Source organism: Nocardioides sp. NPDC101246, from assembly GCF_044767415.1.
Classification (GTDB): Bacteria; Actinomycetota; Actinomycetes; order Propionibacteriales; family Nocardioidaceae; genus Nocardioides.
In genome coordinates this window covers 145,959-166,992 of sequence record NZ_JBIWNX010000014.1, presented here as the reverse complement: position 1 = coordinate 166,992, position 21,034 = coordinate 145,959, and the positions used below count along the sequence as shown (strand labels likewise).

Annotated in this window: 19 protein-coding genes; 10 read left to right on the top strand and 9 right to left on the bottom strand. The window is 70.3% G+C overall.

All coding sequences use genetic code 11. From position 1 onward, the window contains the following. The first annotated feature begins 171 nt into the window (after window positions 1–171). Window positions 172–1,437 carry an HNH endonuclease gene (locus ACIRON_RS24115; RefSeq protein ID WP_402996220.1) on the top strand — a complete coding sequence of 422 codons (1,266 nt, stop codon included), beginning with the start codon at window positions 172–174 and terminating at the stop codon, window positions 1,435–1,437. Window positions 1,438–1,695: 258 nt separating this feature from the next. Here the strand turns inward: ACIRON_RS24115 and ACIRON_RS24110 are convergent, their stop codons facing one another. Genes ACIRON_RS24110 through ACIRON_RS24085 form a run of 6 tightly spaced genes read right to left on the bottom strand, consistent with a single transcriptional unit; the run spans window position 1,696 to window position 7,749 of the window. Further along, window positions 1,696–1,944 carry a zinc-ribbon domain-containing protein gene (locus ACIRON_RS24110; protein ID WP_402996218.1) on the bottom strand — a complete coding sequence of 83 codons (249 nt, stop codon included), beginning with the start codon at window positions 1,942–1,944 and terminating at the stop codon, window positions 1,696–1,698. A 21-nt stretch (window positions 1,945–1,965) separates the two neighbouring features. After that, window positions 1,966–3,609 carry an amidohydrolase gene (locus tag ACIRON_RS24105; RefSeq protein WP_402996216.1) on the bottom strand — a complete coding sequence of 548 codons (1,644 nt, stop codon included), beginning with the start codon at window positions 3,607–3,609 and terminating at the stop codon, window positions 1,966–1,968. A 13-nt stretch (window positions 3,610–3,622) separates the two neighbouring features. Continuing rightward, on the bottom strand, window positions 3,623–4,456 hold the full coding sequence (locus tag ACIRON_RS24100) for an ABC transporter permease (RefSeq protein ID WP_402996214.1): 834 nt from the start codon (window positions 4,454–4,456) through the stop codon (window positions 3,623–3,625). Then, window positions 4,453–5,397 (bottom strand): ABC transporter permease, encoded by a 945-nt coding sequence (locus tag ACIRON_RS24095; RefSeq protein WP_402996212.1) that lies wholly within the window; start codon window positions 5,395–5,397, stop codon window positions 4,453–4,455. The genes ACIRON_RS24100 and ACIRON_RS24095 overlap by 4 nt, the downstream gene beginning before the upstream one ends. Further along, window positions 5,390–6,595, bottom strand: a complete 1,206-nt coding sequence (locus ACIRON_RS24090) for a spermidine/putrescine ABC transporter substrate-binding protein (RefSeq protein ID WP_402996210.1) — start codon at window positions 6,593–6,595, stop codon at window positions 5,390–5,392. Before ACIRON_RS24090 ends, ACIRON_RS24095 begins: the two co-directional genes overlap by 8 nt. Then, complete coding sequence (locus tag ACIRON_RS24085; RefSeq protein WP_402996208.1) at window positions 6,592–7,749, bottom strand: ABC transporter ATP-binding protein; 1,158 nt, start codon at window positions 7,747–7,749, stop codon at window positions 6,592–6,594. The genes ACIRON_RS24090 and ACIRON_RS24085 overlap by 4 nt, the downstream gene beginning before the upstream one ends. A gap of 155 nt (window positions 7,750–7,904) precedes the next feature. Here ACIRON_RS24085 and ACIRON_RS24080 point away from each other — a divergent pair, with 155 nt between their 5' ends. From ACIRON_RS24080 to ACIRON_RS24070, 3 genes are all read left to right on the top strand, one after another. Beyond that, window positions 7,905–8,702 (top strand): Nif3-like dinuclear metal center hexameric protein, encoded by a 798-nt coding sequence (locus ACIRON_RS24080; RefSeq protein WP_402996206.1) that lies wholly within the window; start codon window positions 7,905–7,907, stop codon window positions 8,700–8,702. Window positions 8,703–8,759: 57 nt separating this feature from the next. Next, on the top strand, window positions 8,760–9,476 hold the full coding sequence (locus ACIRON_RS24075; RefSeq protein WP_402996204.1) for a zinc ribbon domain-containing protein: 717 nt from the start codon (window positions 8,760–8,762) through the stop codon (window positions 9,474–9,476). Window positions 9,477–9,555: 79 nt separating this feature from the next. Next, a complete protein-coding gene (locus tag ACIRON_RS24070) occupies window positions 9,556–10,242 on the top strand; it encodes a histidine phosphatase family protein (protein ID WP_402996202.1) in 687 nt (228 codons plus the stop codon). A 210-nt stretch (window positions 10,243–10,452) separates the two neighbouring features. Here ACIRON_RS24070 and ACIRON_RS24065 read toward each other — a convergent pair whose 3' ends face one another. Next, complete coding sequence (locus ACIRON_RS24065) at window positions 10,453–10,743, bottom strand: GIY-YIG nuclease family protein (protein WP_402996200.1); 291 nt, start codon at window positions 10,741–10,743, stop codon at window positions 10,453–10,455. 134 nt (window positions 10,744–10,877) lie between these two features. Further along, entirely contained in the window at window positions 10,878–11,654 is a 777-nt protein-coding gene (yaaA, locus tag ACIRON_RS24060) for a peroxide stress protein YaaA (protein ID WP_402996198.1), read from the bottom strand. 101 nt (window positions 11,655–11,755) lie between these two features. On the opposite strand from yaaA, the gene ACIRON_RS24055 reads away from it, so the two are divergent. Further along, on the top strand, window positions 11,756–12,085 hold the full coding sequence (locus tag ACIRON_RS24055; RefSeq protein WP_402996196.1) for a hypothetical protein: 330 nt from the start codon (window positions 11,756–11,758) through the stop codon (window positions 12,083–12,085). Between the two features lie 17 nt (window positions 12,086–12,102). Continuing rightward, the gene (locus tag ACIRON_RS24050) at window positions 12,103–13,566 is read left to right on the top strand and encodes an RNB domain-containing ribonuclease (RefSeq protein ID WP_402996194.1); all 1,464 of its coding nucleotides are present in this window, start codon (window positions 12,103–12,105) and stop codon (window positions 13,564–13,566) included. A 19-nt stretch (window positions 13,567–13,585) separates the two neighbouring features. On the opposite strand, the gene ACIRON_RS24045 is transcribed toward ACIRON_RS24050, so the two are convergent. After that, window positions 13,586–14,518 carry a TauD/TfdA dioxygenase family protein gene (locus tag ACIRON_RS24045; RefSeq protein WP_402996192.1) on the bottom strand — a complete coding sequence of 311 codons (933 nt, stop codon included), beginning with the start codon at window positions 14,516–14,518 and terminating at the stop codon, window positions 13,586–13,588. Between the two features lie 139 nt (window positions 14,519–14,657). Between ACIRON_RS24045 and ACIRON_RS24040 the strand changes: the two genes are divergently transcribed. From ACIRON_RS24040 to ACIRON_RS24025, 4 genes are all read left to right on the top strand, one after another. Next, window positions 14,658–15,941, top strand: coding sequence for a hydroxyacid-oxoacid transhydrogenase (locus ACIRON_RS24040; RefSeq protein ID WP_402996190.1), 1,284 nt, complete (start codon window positions 14,658–14,660; stop codon window positions 15,939–15,941). 70 nt (window positions 15,942–16,011) lie between these two features. Beyond that, window positions 16,012–17,223 carry a multidrug effflux MFS transporter gene (locus tag ACIRON_RS24035; protein WP_402996188.1) on the top strand — a complete coding sequence of 404 codons (1,212 nt, stop codon included), beginning with the start codon at window positions 16,012–16,014 and terminating at the stop codon, window positions 17,221–17,223. Between the two features lie 119 nt (window positions 17,224–17,342). After that, entirely contained in the window at window positions 17,343–20,060 is a 2,718-nt protein-coding gene (locus ACIRON_RS24030; protein WP_402996186.1) for a DEAD/DEAH box helicase, read from the top strand. An 85-nt stretch (window positions 20,061–20,145) separates the two neighbouring features. Further along, window positions 20,146–20,922, top strand: coding sequence for a class I SAM-dependent methyltransferase (locus tag ACIRON_RS24025; RefSeq protein WP_402996184.1), 777 nt, complete (start codon window positions 20,146–20,148; stop codon window positions 20,920–20,922). The last annotated feature ends 112 nt before the right edge of the window (window positions 20,923–21,034 follow it).

The following is a 21,034-nucleotide window of genomic DNA, read 5'->3' as shown; positions in this document are numbered from 1 at the left end:
ATCGTGGGTTCTTGGGATTCGATCATTGCTCAGAAATGCGCTCTGAACTGCCTGAATGTGGTCTGAGTGGGCTATGCATAAGCATGCTTTGAATGGTAGGTTCAATGCATGAAATCAGTCGCTGAAACCGGGTCTTCGCCTGGATTGTTAGCCGGGGTGCGGGCGGCGCGTGTGGCTGAGGATCAGGCGGGCCGTGACACCTTGATCCTGGCTGCGAGGTACGCCGCCGCGAACGTGGTGGAGACCGTTGGCGAGGCAGCGGTGCTGGAGGTCGACACCTACGGGGATCGGGCGGTGATGCTGACCGGGTCGGGGGCGCCGATGGTCTCGGAGGCGGCGGTGATCGAGTTCGCCGCGGTGCTGGGCTACTCGACCTACTCCGGCCGGAAGTACCTCGCCGACGCGGTCGAGCTGGCCTGGCGGCTGCCCCGCACGTGGGCCCGGATCCTCGACGGCACGTTGGCCGGGTGGCGGGCCCGTCGGGTCGCCGAGATCACCCGCCACCTCGATCCGGAGGTCGCGGGCTGGGTCGACACCCAGGTCGCTGCTCATGCCCACAAGATCGGTCCGGCTCAGTTGGAACGGACCGTGAAGGAAGCCGCGGCCCTGTTCGAACCCGACCTGACCGCCGCGATCGCCGAGGAGGCCGTCGACTACCGACGCTGCGACATCGGGACCGATCCTTCGCTGTTCCTACCCTCGGTCGGTGCCGAGCAGGGCCAAGCCGCCGGCGCGACCGCGGAGGTCACCACGACGCTCGATGTGGCCGACGCGCTCGACCTCGAGGCCGCGGTCGCCTCGATCGCACACGGCCTTCTCGACCACGACGCCACCGCCGACCTGTCCCTCGATGCCCGTCGTGCTGCCGCGCTCGGGATCCTGGGCCGCGCCTACACCACCGGGGCCGGTGGCGACCTTCCCGGCAAAGGCCGGGTGGTCGACCTGAAGATCCACACCGACACCCGTGACCTGGCCACCACCGGCCTGATCCGGATCGGCAACACCCGAGGGCTGGCCACCATCGAACAGCTCGACCGCTGGGCCGGAATGCCCGGGGTGGTCGTCAGACCGGTGGTGGTGGTCGACCTGAACGAGGAGATCTCGACCGAGGCCTACACCCCGACCCGGCGACTGAGGGCCCAGGTCGAGCTCATCGACCAGACCTGCGCCTTCCCCGGCTGCAGCGTGAAGGCCGAGAGCTGCGACCTCGACCACCGCGTCCCCTATGCCGAGGGCGGGAAGACCACCACGTCGAACCTGACCTGCCTGTGCCGATGGCACCACCGCGCCAAGACCCACCTCGGCTGGACCTACGAGCGCCTCGCTCCGGGCCGTTACCGATGGCGTTCCCCGAACGGCTACCGGTTCCTCACCGGCCCCGACGGCACCACTGACGTCAGCGGAATCAGCGACGTCGCCCGCGGCGCCGCTGCTTGACCAGCGCGCGGCAGCCCTCGAGGGGCGTACCTCCGGACGTAGCTCTGAAAACCCAGACAGGGACAGGTATCCCGACGAAACCCAGACCGATGCTGGAAGTCTGCAAGACACTCGAACGGCACCCAGCCCAAGCACCCTGTTCTTTGAATCTCCCAACCCGAACAGGCACTTGGCCCCACCCGCCCTACGGCAGCCAGTCAGGCACCCAAGCCGCTCGGTCGCATTCCCGCACGAGCAGCCCGACAGCCCGGCCAGAGCTCAGCCGAGGGCGGGGCGCGGACCGGAGAGGAGCTGCTCGGCCTGCTCCTTGGACAGCTTCGAGGCGTAGCCGCAGTAGGTGCAGTCCATCCGGCGCGACTTGCTGACCGGGAAGAGCGGGATGAAGAAGAGGGTGAACTTGTTGACGACCTCGAACAGGCGATGGGCGGCCTGCTGGCGGCAGTGGGGACAGACCAGCGAGAGCGTGGCCATCAGACGCGTGTAGGCCTTGAGCCCGAAGATGATCATGCCGACGAGTCTTGCACGCGCTCAGCGGCGGTGGACCTCGCGGCCGTCCGCGTACGTGTGGGTGACCTGGGTTCGGGCGAGGACGGTGGTGTCCTCGTCGAGGATGTCGTGGTCGACGACGACCAGATCGGCTGCGTACCCGGTCTCGATCTGGCCGGTGGAGCCTTCGAGGCGGTTCAGGTGGGCGGTGCCGGTGGTGTAGCCGGCGAGGGCCTCGGCGACGGTCAGCGCCTCCTCGGGCAGCAGCGGGGCGGCGTCGGCGGGCTGGTCGGGGGAGCGGCGGTTGACGGCGACGTGCATGCCGAGCAGCGGCGCCGGGTCGGAGACCGGCCAGTCGCTGCCGCACGCGATCCGGGCACCCGTACGCAGCAGCGACCCGAACACATAGTGCTGCTCGCGCGCGGCCGGTGCCAGGAACGGCAGGGTCAGCACCTCCACCGCCTCGTCCCGGCACGCCCACAGCGGCTGGATGTTGGCGGTGACCTCGAGCGCGGCGAAGCGGGCGACATCGGGCCGGGAGACGACCTGGACGTGGGCCAGATGGTGCCGTAGCCCACTGGCCCCGTTGACCGTACGCGCGTGCTCGATCGCGTCCAGGCTGTCGCGGACCGCCCGGTCGCCGAGCGCGTGGATGTGCGCCTGGAACCCATGGGCGTCCAGGGCCGCGACGTAGGCGGCCAGGGCGTCGGCCGGGATGAAGGAGAGCCCGCGGTTGTCGGTGAGGTGACCGTGGGAGTCGAGGTAGGGATCGAGCATGGCGGCGGTGTGGGTCTCGCAGACGCCGTCCTGCATCAGCTTCACGCTGGCGGCGTCCAGCCCCGCCTGTGCGGCGAGAGCGCGGCGCGAGATCAGCTCGGGCAGCTGCTCCAGGCCGCGGTCGCGGTCCCACCACTGGGCGAGGACGACCTTCGCGGTGAGGGCGCCGGAGTCGTTGGCGGCGATGTAGGTCGGCAGCGAGTCCGGCATGCCGAGACCCTCGCCGACCAGCGCGTCCTGCCAGCCCACGATGCCGACGGAGTGGAGATGACGCTGCGCGGTGAGCAGCGCCTCGGTCAGATCGCGGGAGGTCGGCGTCGGCACCAGCGCGCCGACCAACGCCATCGCGCCCTCGTGCAGCGCGCCGGTGGGCCGGCCGGCGGCGTCGCGCTCGATGCGCCCGTCGGTGGGGTCGGGCGTGTGGGCGTCGATGCCGGCGATCTCGAGCGCGCGGCTGTTCACCCAGGCGGAGTGGTGGTCGCGGTTGGGCAGGAAGACCGGCCGGTCGGGAAGGAGCCGGTCGAGGGGCTCGGCGCTCGGCACCCCGCCCGGGAAGGAGTCCATCGACCAGCCACCGCCGGTGATCCAGGCGCGTCCCGGGTCTGCCGCGGCGTAGGACCCGATGGCGTCCAGGTAGCCCTCGAGCGTCGAGAGACCGGTCAGGTCGCACTGATTCATCTCCAGCCCGGCCTGGATCGGGTGCACGTGGGAGTCGTGGAAGGCGGGCAGGACCCACTTGCCGTCGAGCTCCTCGACCACCGTCTCCGGGCCGGCCAGGGTGTCGAGGTCCTCGCCGACGGCCGCGATCCGCCCACCCCGGACCGCGAGCGTCACCTCCGACCAGCACCCCGAGCGCAGCACTCGGCCACCGCGCAGTAGCAGGTCCGCCGGGACGACGGGACCGCCCATCAGTTGACGGCCATCAGTTGACGGCCATGGTGTCGGTGACCGAGGAGCCCGAGCGCTTGAGCACGAGCGCCACCAGGCCGAGGACCAGGAGCGTGAGGACCAGCAGGATCGTGGAGACCGCGGCGATCTCGGGCTTGAGACCGGTGCGGACCGAGGAGAGCACGTAGACGGGCCACGAGGTCGTGCCGGAGACGTTGATGAACGAGGAGATCACCGTGTTGTCGAGGCTCAGCGTGAAGGCCAGCAGCCCACCGGCCAGCACCGCCGGCCCGACCAGCGGGAGCGTGACCTTGAAGAAGGTCGTGACCGGGCGCGCGTAGAGGTCCGCCGAGGCCTCCTCCAACGACGCGTCCAGCCCGACCAGGCGGGCCCTGACGATGTAGGTGACGACCGCGGTCGCGAAGAGCGAGTGCCCGATCACGAGGCGTACGTAGCCGTTGTTGAACGGCAGCAGCGACCAGTCCTGCCCGAGCGTCACGAACCAGGGGAGCAGCGCGATGCCGTCGACGATCTCGGGCGTCACCGAGACCAGCAGCAACAGCAGCGTGAACGGGCCCGCCCAACGGCCCGGGAACCGGGCCATCGCCATCCCGGCCAGGGTGCCGAGCACGGATGCCAGGAGCGCGGCGATCACGGCGGTCTGGAGGGAGACGGCGACGGTGTGACGTACGGTCGGCCGCTCGATGATCGCCGTGAACGGCTCCAGGCTGAAGCCGTCCCAGGCGGTCAGCAGTCGGCCGCCGTTGAAGGAGTAGATGCCGATCACGATGATCGGGGCGAACAGGAAGAGGAAGACCAGCGTGGTCCACGCGCCGAGCGCGAGATTGGTGCCGGAGGGCCTGCTCATGCGATCACCACCTCCTGGGTGTGCGGCCTCGTGTCAGGAGGCGGGACGGTTCCGATGACCAGCTTGCTGCGTCTGTGCAGGAGCCATCCCACGCACCACATCAGGCCGATCGCGATGACGACGATGAGCATGGTGAGCAGGATGAGGACGACCGCCATGGCCGAGCCCAGCGCCCAGTTCTGCGCGGTCAGGAACTGGCTGGCGATCAGAGATCCGACCATCGTGCCCTTCGCGCCGCCGAGGACCGCCGGGGTGACGTAGTCGCCCATCATCGGGATGAAGACCAAGATGATGCCGGCGATGATGCCGGGCCGCGCCAACGGCAGCGTGACCTGGAAGAACGTCCGCAACCGGTCGGCACCGAGGTCCTTGGACGCCTCGCCGAGCGCGCTGTCGACGCGGTCGAAGGCGACGTACATCGGCAGGATCATCAGGGGCAGATAGTTGTAGATCAGCCCCAGCAGCACCGCGCCGCGGGTGTTGAGCAGGTCGTGCGGGTCGCCGACCAGACCGACGTCGGTCAGGAACCCGGCCAGGGCACCCTCCGAGGACAGGATCACCTTCCAGCCGATCGTCCGGATCAGGAACGAGGTCCAGTAGGGCACCATCACCAGAGCGATCAGCAGCCCGCGACGGTTCGCGGGGACCTTCGTCGCCATGAAGTACGCAGCCGGCAACGCGATCAGCAGGCAGGCGACCGTCCCCAGGACGCTCATCCACACCGTCGCCCGGAAGATCGTGAAGAAGGTCGGGCTGAACGCCTCGGTGTAGCGGTCCAGCGACATCACCGCGTTGCTGTGGGTGCCGAACATTCCGGGCTTCTCGCCGAGGCTGAACCAGGCGACCTGCAGGAACGGCACCACGAAGAAGACCGTCAGCCACAGCCACGCCGGTACGGCGAGGACGAAACCCGGAAGGCGCTTGGCCGCTCGGTCACGCACTGGCGGCGGCCTTCAGCTTGTCGTAGACCTCCGTACGCCGGTCCTGAGCCTCGTTGACGGCACCGTTCTTCATCGTGGCGAGCTGCTCGTCGGTGAAGAAGATCATCTCGGGCAGCTCGACCTTGCGCTCGGTGGCCAGCTCCTCGATGCCGAGCGCGCCGGTGTTGTAGCCGATGTAGTCCATCTCCAGGAACGAGTTCTCCGGCTCCAGCACGTAGTCGAGGAACGCGTGCGCGGCCTCCGGGTGGGGGGCGCCGGTCGGGATGCACCAGTTGTCCATCCACAGCTCGGTCGTCGGGCCGGGCAGGACCCACTTCCAGCGGTCGGGCTGCTTGTGCTCGAGGATGCCGAGACGGGAGTCGCCGTTCCAGTTCTGCATCAGCGCGAAGGTGTTCTGCTGCATCGCGCCGGTCGCCGGGTAGGAGTCGAAGCCCGCGATGTGCGGCGCCCACTTCTCGACCGCCTCGGCCTCGTAGGCGTCGTAGTCGGCCATGTCCTCGGTGTTCCAGTCGATGCCGTTGGCCCAGAAGTAGAGGCCCGCGACCCCCTGCGGGTCGTCGAGCAGCGAGGTCCTGCCCGAGGCCTCGTTCTGCATCGCGTCGATGAAGTCATCCCACGTGGTCAGGTCGCGCTTGATCAGGGTGGTGTCGTAGACGAACCCGGTGGTGCCCCAGCACTTGCACACCGAGTACTCGTTCTCCGGGTCCCAGTCCTGGCCGAGGAACTTCGGGTCCACCTTGGCCATGTTGGGGATCAGGTCCTTGTTGAGCGGGACGATGATCTGGTTCTCGATCAGCTGCGGGATGTAGACCCCGGTCGGCACGACGATGTCGTAGCCGCTGGTGCCCTCGGCCGCGACCAGCTTCGAGATCAGCTCCTCGTTGGAGCCGTAGGAGTCGAGCGTCACCTTCGGGCCGGTCTTGGCGAAGGAGTCGATCACCTCGGGGGAGTCGTAGTCGCCCCAGGTGTAGATCGACAGCGACTTCTCCACCGGTCCGCCGGTCGCGCCCGCGCCCGGCTCGACCGCGCTCGACGTCTCGCCGTCACCGGTGCCGCAGGCGCTGAGCGCGACGCCTGCCCCGGCGAGGGCCGCCAGGCTCAGGAAGTGGCGACGCGAGAGCTCCTGACGGATCGCTCGCGCGCCGGCATGGCTGGCCAGGATGCGTACGTTGCCGTTCTTGTTGACAGGCTTGTTCATTGTGGGCTCCTAGCGGACGGGGTGTCGAGGGGGAAGAGACGTACGTCCTCCGCGGCCCAGCTGCAGAGGACCTGGTCGCCGGGGGAGAGGCGGGCGGCGCCGTGGGTGGGGCGGCGGATCAGGAGGCTGGTCTGGTCGAAGCGGAGCCCGAGACGGTCGGATCTTTCGGTGACCTTGACGAGGTACTGGATGACCTCGCCCAGGGGCGAGACCTGGAGGACCTCGCCGGCGACGGTGTTGCGGCCCTCGGTCAGGTGGGTTCCGTTCCTGGCCTCGATCGAGATCAGCTCGGGGCGGACGGCGGCCTGGTGCGGCTCGCCGGGCTTCCCGTCGGGTTTCGCCGGACCCTCGATCATCACGGACGGGGTCTCGACGATGGTGCCGTCGGCGCTGACCTCGCCGTCCAGGAAGTTCTGCTGGCCGACGAAGCCGGCGACGTACGCGCTGGCGGGCTGGTTGTAGACGGTGTCGGCGTCGGCGAGCTGCTCGATCCGCCCGGCACGCATGATCGCGATCCGGTCGCTCATCGCGAGCGCCTCGCCCTGGTCGTGGGTGACGAAGACGAAGGTGATCCCGAGGCGGGACTGGAGCAGCTTGAGCTCGACCTGCATCTCCTCGCGCAGCTGGCGGTCCAGGGCGCCCAGCGGCTCGTCGAGGAGGAGGACCCCGGGGCGGTTGACCAGCGCCCGGGCGAGCGCCACCCGCTGCTGCTGGCCGCCGGAGAGCTGGCCCGGGCCGCGGTCGGCGAAGTCGAGCATCCGCACCATCCGCAGCGCCTCGACGACCCGCTCGCGGACCTCGGCCCGGGGGGTCCTGCGCTGCTGCAGCCCGTAGGCGACGTTCTCCGCGACCGACTTGTGCGGGAAGAGCGCGTACGCCTGGAAGACCGTGTTCACGTCGCGCTGGTAGGGCGCGAGCCTGATCACGTCCTTGCCGCCGATCGTGATGCTGCCGGAGTCGGGCTTCTCGAACCCGGCGATCATGCGTAGCGTCGTGGTCTTGCCGCAGCCGGAAGGCCCGAGCAGCGAGATGAACTCGCCGGCCCGGATCTCCAGATCCAGGCCGTCGACCGCCGTGGCCTGGCCATAGGTCTTGGTCAGGCCGGTGATGGTTACCGAGCCGGAGGGTGGGTCCGGGGTAGCTGTCGTGGTCATCGCTGCTCCAGTCGATTGTTCACTTAGCGCTGCATTCCACCACAGGATCCGGTGAAAAGTACGGAATCGGTTGTAAAAGTACGGTTACGAACTCGATTTCGTGTATGGCGTCGCCGGTGGGTGCGGCCCCGGTCCCGGGATCTAGGGTTGACCCCATGCCGACCCCGCCACCGCTGTCTGTCGTCACCTCGTTGCTCGACGAGTGGTACCCGCCCGCCACCGCCGACGCCTGGGATGCGGTCGGACTGGTCTGGGGCGAGCCCTCCCAGCCGGTCTCGAAGGTGCTTCTCGCTGTCGACCCGACCCTCCCGGTCGCCGAGGAGGCGGCCAAGTGGGGTGCGGACCTGGTCGTGGTCCATCATCCGCTCTTCCTCAAGGGTGTGCACGGGTTCGCCGCGACGACCCCCAAAGGGCGTACGCTCTCGACGCTCGTCTCCGCGGGGTGCGCGCTGCTCACCGCGCACACCAACGCCGACCAGGCGCTCGGCGGTGTCTCGGAGTCGCTGGCGCTCGCGCTCGGACTGAGCTCGCTGCGGCCGCTGGTGCCGGGGGAGTCCCCCGAGGTCGGGACGGGCCGTTCCGGAACCGTCGAGCCGACCACGCTGGGTGCCTTCGCCGAGTCCGTGGTGGCCGCGCTGCCCGCGACCACGGCCGGGATCCGGGTCGCCGGCGACCTCGACCGGCCGGTGTCCTCGGTGGCGCTGTGCGGCGGGGCGGGTGACTTCCTGCTCGACCAGGTGGCTGCGTACGACGTCTATGTGACCAGCGATCTGCGCCACCATCCGGCCTCGGAGTTCCTCGAGCGGGGCGGTGCGCTGATCGACATCCCGCACTGGGCGGCGGAGTGGACCTGGCTGCCTGTGCTGGCGAGGCGACTTCGAGAGGCATTCGGAGATACGGTGGAGACCCGGGTCTCGGGGATCGTCACCGACCCGTGGACGCTGCGTCTGTAAGAAATTCGTTTGTGAACAGCTGAGGAGAATCCGCTGAAAGCCGACCCGTTCGCCCAGGTGAAGCTGCTCGACGTCTGCGAGCTGGACTCGCGAGCGCTCCAGCTCCGCCACCGCCGTGCGCATCTGCCGCAGGCCGCCGTCGTGGCGGAGCTGCAGGCTTCGAAGAAGACCACCGACGATGCCGTACGCGACGCCCGGGTCACGCGCGACGACCTCGAGCGAGTGCAGAAGAAGGCCGACGCCGACGTCGAGGCGGTCAAGACCCGCCGCCGGCGCGACCAGGAGCGGATGGACTCCGGGGCGATCAGCAGCGCCAAGGACCTCGAGCGCATGCAGCACGAGCTGGCCACCCTCGACCGCCGGATCTCGGTGCTCGAGGACGAGGAGCTCGAGGTCATGGAGCAGCTCGAGGAGGCTCAGGCGAGCGTGACCCGGCTCGAGGCCGAGCTCGCCGAGATCAGCGAGAAGCTCGCGGTCGCGGTCGACTCCGTCGACGTCGAGACCTCGAAGATCGACGGTGAGCTCGCCGGGGTCGCCGAGGAGCGTACGCCGGCGCTCGAGGGCATCCCCGACGACCTGCTCGCCCTCTACACGCGACTGAGCGACAAGATGGGTGTCGGTGCCGCCGAGCTGCGTGCCCGCCGCTGTGGCGGTTGCAACCTGCAGCTCGACCCCGCCGAGATCTCCCGCATCCGCGGCCTCGCCGCCGACGAGGTCGTGCGCTGCGAGGAGTGCGCCCGCATCCTGGTCCGCACCGCCGAGTCGGGGCTATGAGCGAGCGCCAGCGAGCGAGCATCGAAGTCATCACGCTGCCGCATCCGTACTATGGCGCTTGCGCTACGGAGGCGGCAGCGTGAGCGAGAAGACCGCGCGTGGGTGGGGGGCCGGCGCGGCGGCGACGACCCTGGTCCTCGTACGCCACGGGGTCACCAAGCACACCGCCGCCAAGGCGTTCTCCGGGGGCCTCGGCGGCGACAACCCGCCGCTGACCCAGGAGGGCCGCGAGCAGGTGATGCTCACCGCGGAGTGGCTCAAGCCGCTCGCGTCGTCGGTCTCGACCGTCGTGACCTCGCCCGTCCTGCGCACCGTCGAGACCGGCGAGCTCGTCGCCGGTGCGCTCGGTGCCCGGCTGGTCGAGGAGCCTGGGTTCGCGGAGATCGAGTTCGGGGAGTGGGAGGGGCTCACCTTCGGTGAGGTCGCCCAACGGTTCCCCGACGAGATGAAGTCGTGGATGGGTGCCACCGAGGTAGCGCCTCCGGGCGGCGAGTCCTTCGACGCCGCCCAGGTCCGCGTGCTCGACGGTCTCTCGCGGGTGCTCGAGGCCCACGCCGGCGAGACCGTCGTGGTCACCTCGCACGTGTCGCCGATCAAGCTGATCGTCGCTCACGCCCTGGGCGCCCCGATCGGCGGAGTCTTCAGCATGGAGCTCTCGCCCGCCTCCGTCACGGTCATCTCCTTCTTCGCCGACGACCGCGCCTCCATGCGCCTCTTCAACGGCCTCCCCGTCTCCCGCGACCCCTTCGCCGCCGGTCTCTTCTGACCTGGTCGGGTCGCGGATCAACGCGCGATAGCGACTGTGTTGGTCTCGACACGCTCGCTGGCGCTCGCGGCTCGACCGACGGGTGGCCCGCTCGCGCTCGCGGCTCGACCGACGGGTGGCCTGCTGGTGTTCGCGCTCGACTGACGGGTGGCCCGCTGGTCGAGCCGCCGGAGCCGCTAGGCGGAGGCGTGTCGAGACCAACACGGTCGCCTATGGCGCTCGTTTGCCACGTCTGCGAGATAGGTCGTGAAGCCGTTCGAAGTCACCGGCGATCAGGGCCTCGCGCTTGGCCCGGCTCCATCCTTGGATCTGTTTCTCGCGTCGATAGGCGTCGTCGATCGTCTGGTGTTCCTCGGCGTATGCCAACGTGACCGGCAGTCGTCGGACCGTGAACTCTGCGCCGAGGCCGGCGTTGTGCTCGGCGATGCGTCTCTCCAGGTCGTAGGTGCTTCCGACGTAGAGCATGTGATCGCGGCAGCGGAGGATGTACATGTAGGGCATGGCCCGATTCTGGGCGCGACCACCGACAGTGTCGCCGACGGCGACTGTGTTGGTCTCGACACGCCTACGCCTAGCGGCTCCGGCGGCTCGACCGACGAGGTGGACGATCGACCGACGAGGCCGGTGAGCTGGGGTCAGATCTCGGTGACGATTACGTCCAGCTGGGTGCCGGTCTTCGTGGGCGCGCTCTCCTCGACGGTCCAGCCGAGGTCGCGGAAGGCGTCGGCGAGCTTGGCGGGGGTGCGGGGGTTGGCGCCGGACTCGAGGAGGGCTCGGACGAGGCGGCCCTTGGTGGCCTTGTTGAAGTGGCTGACCACCTTGCGCTGGCCGTTGTGCTCGTGGAGGACGCGGACGGTGGCGGTGCGGGCGGCGACCTCCTCGGGGCGCCAGAAGGCTGCGTACGTCCCGGACCGGAGGTCCACGAGCAGGCCGTCGCCGAGGGCCTCGGTGATGCCGGCGCCGAGGTGGGCGCGCCAGTGGGACTGGACGCCGCCGATGCCGGGGAGGGTGGTGTCGCCCGAGAGACGGTACGCGGGGATGCGGTCGGCGAGGCCGACGAGGCCGAACACGGAGCTGGTCACCATGACCCGGCTGGTGGCGCGGCGCTTGGCGGCCGGCGACAGCGTGGCGGGGGAGAGGGCGTCGTAGAGGACGCCGGTGTAGATCCGGTCGGCGCGCGCGGTGGGGGCATCGTTCAGTCCGGCGTTCAAGGTGACGAGCTCGGGCTGGGTCTTCGGGATGCCGAGGATGTCGACGGCCTCGTCGGGGCGCGTGGCGCAGAGCTCGACGAGTGCGTCGATGACTTTGGCGCGGGCCGGGTTGAGCACCGGGAGGCGGAGGTCGTCGAGCGCGAGCGGGTTGCCGCGTACGGCCGCGGTCTTGCCCTCCGAGGGCGGCAGCAGGATCAGCACGGGACTATCGTGCCGCCCGGGACCAGGATGGCCGAATCGAGGATTGGGTATCTTCCAAAGTGCCTGTGACCTGGGGGAACGCGTGAGCCTACATTCCAGGGATGATCGTTCTGGCTGCCGAACCGACGTCCTCCACAGGCGTTTCCGGCATCCTGGTCGTGATCATCGTCCTCGGCGTGATCTGGCTGATGCAGGACCTCTCGAAGAAGTCCAGGGCGCGGTCGGAACGCCTCCGGGCGAAGCGGTCGTTGACCGCCACGCAGCGCAAGCTACTGAGGAAGATCGACAGGGCGGCGAAGTCCGGTAACGGGTCCACGAAGGAACTGAACGGCCAGTTCGGCGCGTTCAAGGGAAACCCGAAGGCGTTCAGCAAGGAGGCGGCGGCGCTTCACAAGGCGTACAAGGCGTCGAAGACCTCGAAGAAGAAATAGCCATTAGCATTCCCGCCATGGGCTCCGCACGCATCATCCGGGTCGCCAGCGCCGATGACGGTGTCGCCGCCACCACGCTCCGCGACGGGATCGCCGCGCTCCAGGCCGAGCTGGGTGTGACCGCCGAGTTCCCGCCGGAGGTGGAGGAGGCGGCGGCCGCCGCCGCGGCCGACCCCAGGCTCCCGGAGCTGGACCGCACCGACCTGCCGTTCGTCACGATCGACCCCGAGACGTCGATGGACCTCGACCAGGCGCTCCACCTGGAGCGCGACGGCGACGGCTACGTGGTGCACTACGCGATCGCCGACGTGGCCGCCTTCGTGGCGCCCGGCGACCCGGTCGACATCGAGGCCAACAAGCGCGGCGAGTCGCTCTACGCCGCCGACGCGAAGATCCCGCTCCACCCCAAGGTGCTCTCCGAGGGCGCCGCCTCGCTGCTCCCGGACCAGGTACGTCCCGCCCTGCTGTGGACCCACAAGCTCGACGCGACCGGCGAGGGCACCGACACCGTCGTCGAGCGGGCGCTGGTCAGGTCGCGGGCCAAGCTCTCCTACGACGGCGTGCAGCGCATGTTCGACGGCGACGGGTTCGGCGACGCCGACTACGCCGACTCCCTCGAGCTGCTCGAGGAGATCGGCGAGAAGCGGATCGCCCTGGAGGCGGCCCGTGGCGGGGTCAACCTGCCGCTGCGCGACCAGGAGATCTCGGTCGAGGGCGATCGGTGGTCCCTGGAGTACCGCGACCTGCTGCCCGTGGAGGACTGGAACGCCCAGATCTCGCTGCTCACCGGCTTCGCCGCCGCGGACCTGATGGTCTACGCCCGGGTCGGGCTGCTGCGGACCCTGCCCGAGCCCGACCCCCGAGACGTCCAGCGGCTGCACCGCACGGCTCGCGCGCTCGGCCTGGAGTGGCCCGCGGAGATGCGCTACCCCGACTTCATCCGCTCCCTGGACGGCCGGAACGGCAAGCACGCCGCGATGGCGATCGCGTGCACCCGGCTGCTGCGCGGGAGCGGGTACGCCTCCTTCAACGGCGAGCTCCCCGAGCTGACCGAGCACTCGGCGCTGGCCAACGAGTACATGCACGTGACGGCGCCGCTGCGCCGGCTGATCGACCGCTACGCCGGCGAGGTCTGCCTGGCGCTCTGTGCCGACCAGCCGGTCCCCGACTGGGTGACCAGCGCATTCACCACCCTTCCGGAGACCATGCGCGCCTCCTCGCGCACCAGCGGTGCCTACGAGCGCGGCGTCGTCGACCTGGTCGAGGCCGGGTTGCTGTCCCAGCGGGTCGGGGAGAGGTTCGCCGCGGTGGTCGTCGAGGTCGACGACGAGGACAAGCAGAAGGGCTCGATCACCGTCGAGGAGCCCGCCATCGAGGCCCGGGTCACCGGCACGACGGCCCTCCCGCTCGGCGAGGAGGTCGAGGTGCGGCTCGAGACAGCCGACGTCGTCGCCCGGAAGGTCAGCTTCACCATCGACTGACCTCCCGGACGTACCTCGGTCAGGAGATCAGCTCGTCGAGGCGGTTGTAGACCTCGGCGGAGCCCTCGATCACCCGGCTGTGCTCACCCTCGATGGAGACGGGTACGTCACCCTGCACAGTGATCCGCCGCACCTCGCGCGGCAGCTCGTCGAAGTCGGCCACGGCATAGTGCTGGGTGGCGCGGTTGTCCCAGATCGCGACGTCGCCCCGCTGCCAGTGCCAGCGGACGGTGTTCTCCAGGGCGGTGACCCGGTCCTGGAGCAGGTTGAAGAGGATCGCGCTCTCCTTCTGGTTCAGGCCGGTGAAGTGCTTGACGAAGTGGCCCAGGACGAGCGCGCGCTCGCCGGTCTCGGGGTGGATCCGGACCGCCGGGTGCTCGGTCCGGTAGATCGTCGAGACGAACTCCTCGCGCTTGCGGGCGGCGACATCGTCGGTGGAATCGGCCTGGTCGGGGCGTACGTAGTCGTAGTCGTTGGAGTGGACCGCCCACAGGTTGTCGACCAGCGCCTTGAGCTGGGGGTGGAGCCGCTCGTAGGCGGTGACGGTGTTGGCCCACACGGTGTTGCCGCCGTACTCGGGGATCTCCGCACCGCGCAGGATCGAGAACGCCGGCGGCCGGTCGACGAAGGTGACGTCGGTGTGCCAGGAGTTGGCGGCCATGCCGCGGTTGGCCTTGAGGGTCAGGACGCGGGCGCTGCCGGTGTTCACGGTCGGGTGGGCGGTCGTCAGCGGCCCCAGGCGCTCGCCGAACGCGATCTGCGTGCGGTCGTCGAGGTGGTCCTGGCCGCGAAAGAAGACGACCTTGTTCTCCAGGACGGCGGACCGGATCTCGGCGATCGTCTCGGCGGGGAGGTCGCCGGAGAGGGTCACGCCGTCGATGCGGGCGCCGATCCGGCCACCTACCTTGTGGACGGTCAGCTCGTTGACGGGGGATGCGTCGGTGATGGTCATTCGTGGTCTCCTCTGACGGCGTCGGCTTGATCTGAATAAAGTCTAGTGAAATACATGACTTAAGACCACGGGTGTCTCACGAGACCTTTGAGCACTCCGACCGATGATCCGGATGGGAGGCGGTCGATATCGTGCGCTCATGACGCACGCCACCCCTGAGACCGTGTTCACCTATGGCTCCCCGCAGCTCAAGTTCGGCACCGGCGCATCGGCCGAGATCGGCTACGACCTCGCCTCGCTGGGCGCCCGCCGCGCCCTGGTGGTGACCGATCCCGGTATCTCCGCGACCGGACTGCCGCAGCGGGTTGCCGAGCAGATGAAGGCGTACGACGTCACGGCGGTCGTCTTCGACGGCGTCCATGTCGAGCCGACCGACGAGAGCATGCTGGCCGCGGTCGAGTTCGCCCGCGAGAACGGGCCGTTCGACGCCGTCGTGGCCGTCGGGGGAGGGTCGAGCATCGACACCGCCAAGGCGGTCAACCTGCTGACCACCAACGACGGTTCGCTGGAGGACTATCTGAACGCGCCGGTGGGCCGTGGGCTCGCGCCCGCCAAGCCGCTGCTGCCGCTGGTCGCGGTGCCGACCACGACCGGGACCGGTGCGGAGTCGACGACCGTGTGCGTGCTCGACGTGCTGTCGCTGAAGGTGAAGACCGGTATCTCGCACGCGCGCCTGCGGCCCACGCTGGCCGTCGTCGACCCGGACCTGATGATGACCCAGCCCGCCGGGGTGACCGCCGCGTCCGGGATGGACATCCTGTGCCACGCGCTGGAGAGCTACACGGCCCGCCCCTACACCTCCTACGACCGCAAGGAGCCTTCGCAGCGCGTCCCTTACTGCGGCGCGAACCCGATCTCCGACATGTGGTCGGAGAAGGGGCTCTCGCTGCTGGCCGGCTCGTTCCGGCAGGCCGTCGCGCACGGCGACGACACCGTCGCGCGCGGTGACATGGCGTTCGCGGCGACCTTCGCCGGCCTGGGCTTCGGCAACGCCGGCGTACACATCCCGCACGCGTGCGCCTACCCGATCGCCGGGCGGGTGCGGGACTTCCACCCAGCGGACTACCCCGGGGACGAGGCGATGGTGCCGCACGGGATGGCGGTCTCGCTGACCGCTCCGGAGGCCTTCCGCTACACCTTCGACGCCTCGCCCGAGCGCCACCTCCGGGCCGCCCGGCTGCTGGCGCCCGGTGTCGACGAGTCGAGGACGGACCCGCGGGACCTGCTCCCCACGGTGCTCGCCGACCTGATGCGCGACATCGGCATCCCGGCGGGCATCGGCTCGGTCGGCTATGTCGCTGCCGACATCCCCGACCTGGTCGAGGGGGCGCTCAAGCAGCAGCGGCTGCTCGCCACCGCGCCGAAGCAGCCGTCGGCGGAGGATCTGACCGGGATCTTCGAGAGGTCCATCACGCTCTGGTGAGGAATGCCCGGCGGGACGACGACGTTCGGTTGGTTGTCTTCTTCAACCAAGCTCTCCGGAGGTTCACTCGGTGACGTCAGTCCCGCCGCGGCTCTTGCTCGCCCTCGCCCTGCTCTCGGCATCCGCGCCGCTGGCGATCGACTTCTACCTACCCTCCTTCCCGCAGATCGGCACCGACCTCGGCGCCGCGGCGAGCAACGTGCAGCTGACCCTGACCGCCTTCCTGATCGGGCTCGCGCTCGGGCAGATCGCGTGGGGGCCGATCTCCGACCGCTTCGGGCGGCTCAAGCCGCTGCTGATCGGTTCGGTCGTGGCCGCGGCGGCAGGTGTGCTGGCCGCGCTGGCACCCACGGTCGAGCTGCTGATCGCGGCCCGCTTCATCCAGGCGCTCGCCGCCGCCGCGGGGATCGTGATGGCGCGGGCGATCGTGGCCGACGTACTCCACGGCTTCGCGGCCGCTCGGGCGATGTCGATCATGATGTCGATCAGCGGGATCGCGCCGATCCTGGCCCCGGTGATCGGCGGCGCGATCGCCGGGTTCGTGCCGTGGCGCGGGGTGCTCGGCATCGTCGCCGCGATCGCCGTCCTACAGGTCGTCGTCGTGCTCCTGGTCATCCGGGAGTCGCTCCCGGCCGAGCGGCGCAGCCGCCGGGTCGAGTACGCCGACCTCGGCCGTCTCCTCGCCAAGCCAGCCTTCCTCGGCTACACGCTGACGCAGTCGCTCACGTTCGCCACCCTGATGACGTACGTCTCCTCCTCGTCGTTCCTCTACCAGTCGGTGATCGGCACGTCGGCGGCCGTGTACGGCATCGGCTTCGCCGTCAACGCCGCCTTCCTCACCGTCGCCGGGCTGGTCTCGGCGCGGCTGGCCAAGCGGCAGGTGCACCCGGCACGGATCATCCGGTCGGCGCAGCCGGTGCTCGCCCTCGGTGCGCTGTTCGTGCTGGTCGTGGCGGTGCTACCGGTCCCGAAGGTTCTCATCCTGCTGCCGATCCTGGTCGTCACCACCTGCGTCGGGCTGATCATGGGCAACACCGGTGCGCTCGCCATCGAGCAGGCGCGGCCTTCTGTCGGCGCCGGATCGGCGCTGATGGGCGGGATCATGTTCCTCGGCGGTGGCCTCGCCTCGCCGCTCGGCGCCGTCGCGGGCGAGCACACCGCGGTGCCGCTGGCGATCACCATGGTCGTCACCTCGCTCCTCGGCGCCATCGCCTTCTCCCTCGCCCGGCGCTCGGTCGCGCGCAACCCGGAGTCCGAGGCGGCCTTCGCGACCGCCGCCTAGCAACCCCGCCGAGGCGTCACTCAGGTCGGCCGAACAGGCACGCCCGTGCCCACTCGGCCGACCTACCTGACGCCTCGGCCGACGCGGGTGACGCCTCGGCGCTGGCTAGGCTTCGCTGAATGAAGCTCCGTGTCCATCAGCAGCGTGCGCTCTCCGCACTGAGCGCAGCGTGGGGTGCGGGGCGTTCTCGGGCGTGGGTGGTGCTGCCGCCGGGGGCGGGGAAGACGCTGGTCGGGCTGGAGACGGCACGCGATGCGATCGCGGACGGCGCGAAGGTCGTCGTACTCAGCCCCAACACGGCCATCCAGGGACAGTGGCTTCGCCAGGCTTCGTCGCTGGGGTTCGATGCGTCCTCGTCGCGGGATCTCGACGCGCCGTTGACGTCGCTGACCTATCAGTCGGTCGCGGTCTTCGGCGATCCCGACGACGAGGCGGAGACCGGCGAGAGCCATCTGGCCAGGCTGCACGACAACGGCCGGGCGCTGGTCGCCGCGCTGCGAAGCGCCGGACCGCTGCTGCTCGTGCTGGACGAGTGCCACCACCTGCTCGAGGTCTGGGGCGAGCTGCTCGGCGAGATCCTCCTGCTGCTGCCGGACGCGAGGGTGCTGGGCCTGACCGCGACTCCACCCGAGGCGTTGACCAAGGAGGAGTCCGCGCTGGTCGGGCTGCTGTTCGGTGAGGTCGTCTTCTCGACCTCGATCCCGGCCGTGGTGCGCGAGGGCGACCTGGCGCCGTTCGCGGACCTGGTCTGGCTGACCGCGCCGACGCCGGGCGAGCGGGAGTGGCTGCGGGGGAGCGCGGAGCGGTTCGAGGAGCTGCTGACCGCGCTGACCTCCGCCGACCTGGGCAGCGTGCCGTTCCTGACCTGGCTGGACCGGCGCTTCGTGTCCCGGCCGGCGGGGGCTCCGTCCTGGGCCGAGCTCGCGAAGGCGATGCCCGATGTGGCCACGGCGGCGCTGCGGGCCCACCATCGCGGGTTGCTCGCCCTGCCCGAGGGGGCGACCCTGACCGAGGCGCACCGTCGCGATCCGTCCGCCGAGGACTGGGTGGCGCTGATCGGCGACTGGGTGCGCGGTCACCTGACTACGTCCGAGGCAGAGGCCGACCATGAGGCCCTCGCCGCGATCAGGCAGGCGCTGCCGGCCGTCGGCTACTCGCTGACCCGGCGCGGCATCCGGGCCGGCCGCTCGCCGGTCGACCGGGTGCTGGCACGCTCCGAGGCCAAGACCACGGCGACCGCCGCCATCGTCGACCACGAGCGCCTCGCGCACGGCGACTCGCTGCGGCTGCTCGTCCTCACCGACCACGAGCGGGCCTCGGCCACGCTGCCGGTGGACCTGCGCGGCGTGATCGCCGAGCAGTCCGGCTCCGCACGGGCGGTGCTCGCCACTCTCTGCGGGGAGCACGACGACGTCCTGCTGGTCACCGGCGCCACCGTCGCCGGGCCGCCGGCGACCCTGGCCGCGCTGTTGGCGCACATCACCGAGACCGACCCTGTTCTGGCCGAGGGCCTGGCGGTCGAGAAGGAGGAGGCGTACGCCACCCTCGTGGGGCGCTGGGGAAGCCGGCAGTGGGTCGGGCACGTGACCCGGTTCTTCGAGGCCGGCGGGTGCCGGATCCTGGTCGGGACGCGCGGCCTGCTCGGGGAGGGCTGGGACGCCCGGTCGGTGACCGGGATCGTCGACCTCACCGCGGCCACGACCACGACGGCGGTCGTGCAGCTGCGTGGCCGGTCGCTGCGTACGGATCCGGGGCGGCCCGACAAGGTCGCGGTCAACTGGACGGTCGTCTGCGTCGAGGAGGAGCACCCGCGCGGCGACAACGACTGGAAGCGCCTGGTCCGCAAGCACACCGGCTTCTTCGGTGCCGACGAGGACGGCTCCGTCGTCGACGGCGTCGGCCACATCGACGAGACCTTCTCCCCGTACGCCGCCCCGCCGGAGTCCGACTTCGACACGGTCAACGCCCGCATGGTCGCCCGTTCGGAGGACCGCACGGCGATCCGGGAGCGGTGGCGGATCGGGGAGCCGTACGCCGACGTCGCCGGCCGCACGGTCAGGATCCGGCTCCGCCGGGCGGGTGTGCTGCGCATGCCGTCGGGGGCCGTGCTCGCTCCCCGGCCACCTGCGTTCCGGCTGCTGGAGGGCCGGGTGTCGGAGTGGCAACTCCCGGCCAAGGCCGTCCTCGCGCCAGCGGCGCTGCTCAGCGTCGGGCTGGTCCTGGCGCTCGCCTTCGGTGCCGCCGGCGGGCTGATAGGGGCGGTCGGTGGTGTGGTTGGTGGGTTGTGGGCGCTGTGGGCCGCGTACGTCTATCGGGACGGCACCAGGATCGGCTCCCAGCTGCGCCGGTGCCCGACGGTCGGGGCGGTCGGGGCGGCGGTCGCCGACGCGCTGAACACGACCGGACAGACCTCGGTCGGCGCTGCCGGGCTCGAGATCGCGGTGGACACCGACGGCAGCTATCGGCTGCATCTGGCCGGGGTCCCCGAGGAGGAGTCGGCGCTCTTCGCCGCCTCGCTCGAGGAGGCGCTGGCGCCGATCGCCGCGCCCCGCTACCTGGTCTCGCGTCCGGTCGTCGGTGACCTGGACCTGCCCTCGACGCTACGGCTCGGGGTGTCGGGAAGGCACGCCGCGCAGGCCGAGGCCTGGCACGCGGTCCCCGCCGCCCTCGGCCGTCGCGCCGCCGACGCGAAGGCGTTCCACGCCGCCTGGCGGCACTGGGTCGGCGGCTCCGGCCTGCTCTACACCGGCTCACCCGAGGGCGCCGGCGTCCTGACCGCCCAGCGCGGCGCCGACCCCTTCGACGTCACCGCCGTCATCCGCCGCCACTGGTCCTGAAGCCGAGACGTCAGTTACGTCGGCCGAGACGTCAGTTCTGGCGATCCAGTTGTCAGTTGTGGCGAGCTGTCCGAGGGTTGAACGCATGGACCCCGACACCCGTCACCTGCACGCGTCCTCCTTCGGCACGGCCGCGACGGCGTACGCAGCCCACCGCCCCGACTACGCCCACGACGCCGTCCGATGGGCTCTCCACCCGGCCCCCGGGACGCGGGTCCTCGACCTCGGTGCCGGTACGGGCAAGCTGACCGCGACCCTGGCGGCGATGGGCGCCGCCGTCACGGCCGTCGAACCCGATCCGGAGATGCTCGGCGAGCTGCGGCGGGGACTCCCGGAGATCGCGGCGCTGCGGGGGAGTGCCGAGTCCATTCCCCTCCCGGACGCGTCGGTCGACGCGGTCGTGGCCGGCAACGCGATGCACTGGTTCGACATGGCGGTCGCCGGACCCGAGATCGCCAGGGTGCTGGTGCCCGGCGGCGTGCTCGCCGGTCTGTGGAACACGTTGGACGACGACGTGGACTGGGTGGCCGAGCTGGCCCGGGTCAGCGGCCCCGCCGCGATCGGGCCCCGGGACACACCCGCGAGCTGGCGTACCGAGACCGCGGCCCTGCATCTGCCGACGACGACCGCCCCGGCCCGGTTCGGCTCCCCGGAGCAGCGCGGGTTCCCGCACGGCCAGCGCCGCACGGCCGACTCGCTCGTGGCGACGCTCGGCACCAGGGCCGGGATGCTGGTCATGCCCGAGGCCGAGCGGACGTCCGCCCTTGCCGACATCCGGAGCTTCCTCGCCACCAGAGCAGAGACGGCGGGCGAGTTCACCCTTCCGATGGTGACCTGCGTGCTCCGCGTCCGACGACTCTGAGTGCCCGTTCCCTGACATCGCCGCGTTCTGGCCCCCGGGACGACAGGTTTCTGTCAGATCGTGGACACCGGTGCCAGAATCCGGACTGATCTCAGACGGAGCCGATCGGTTG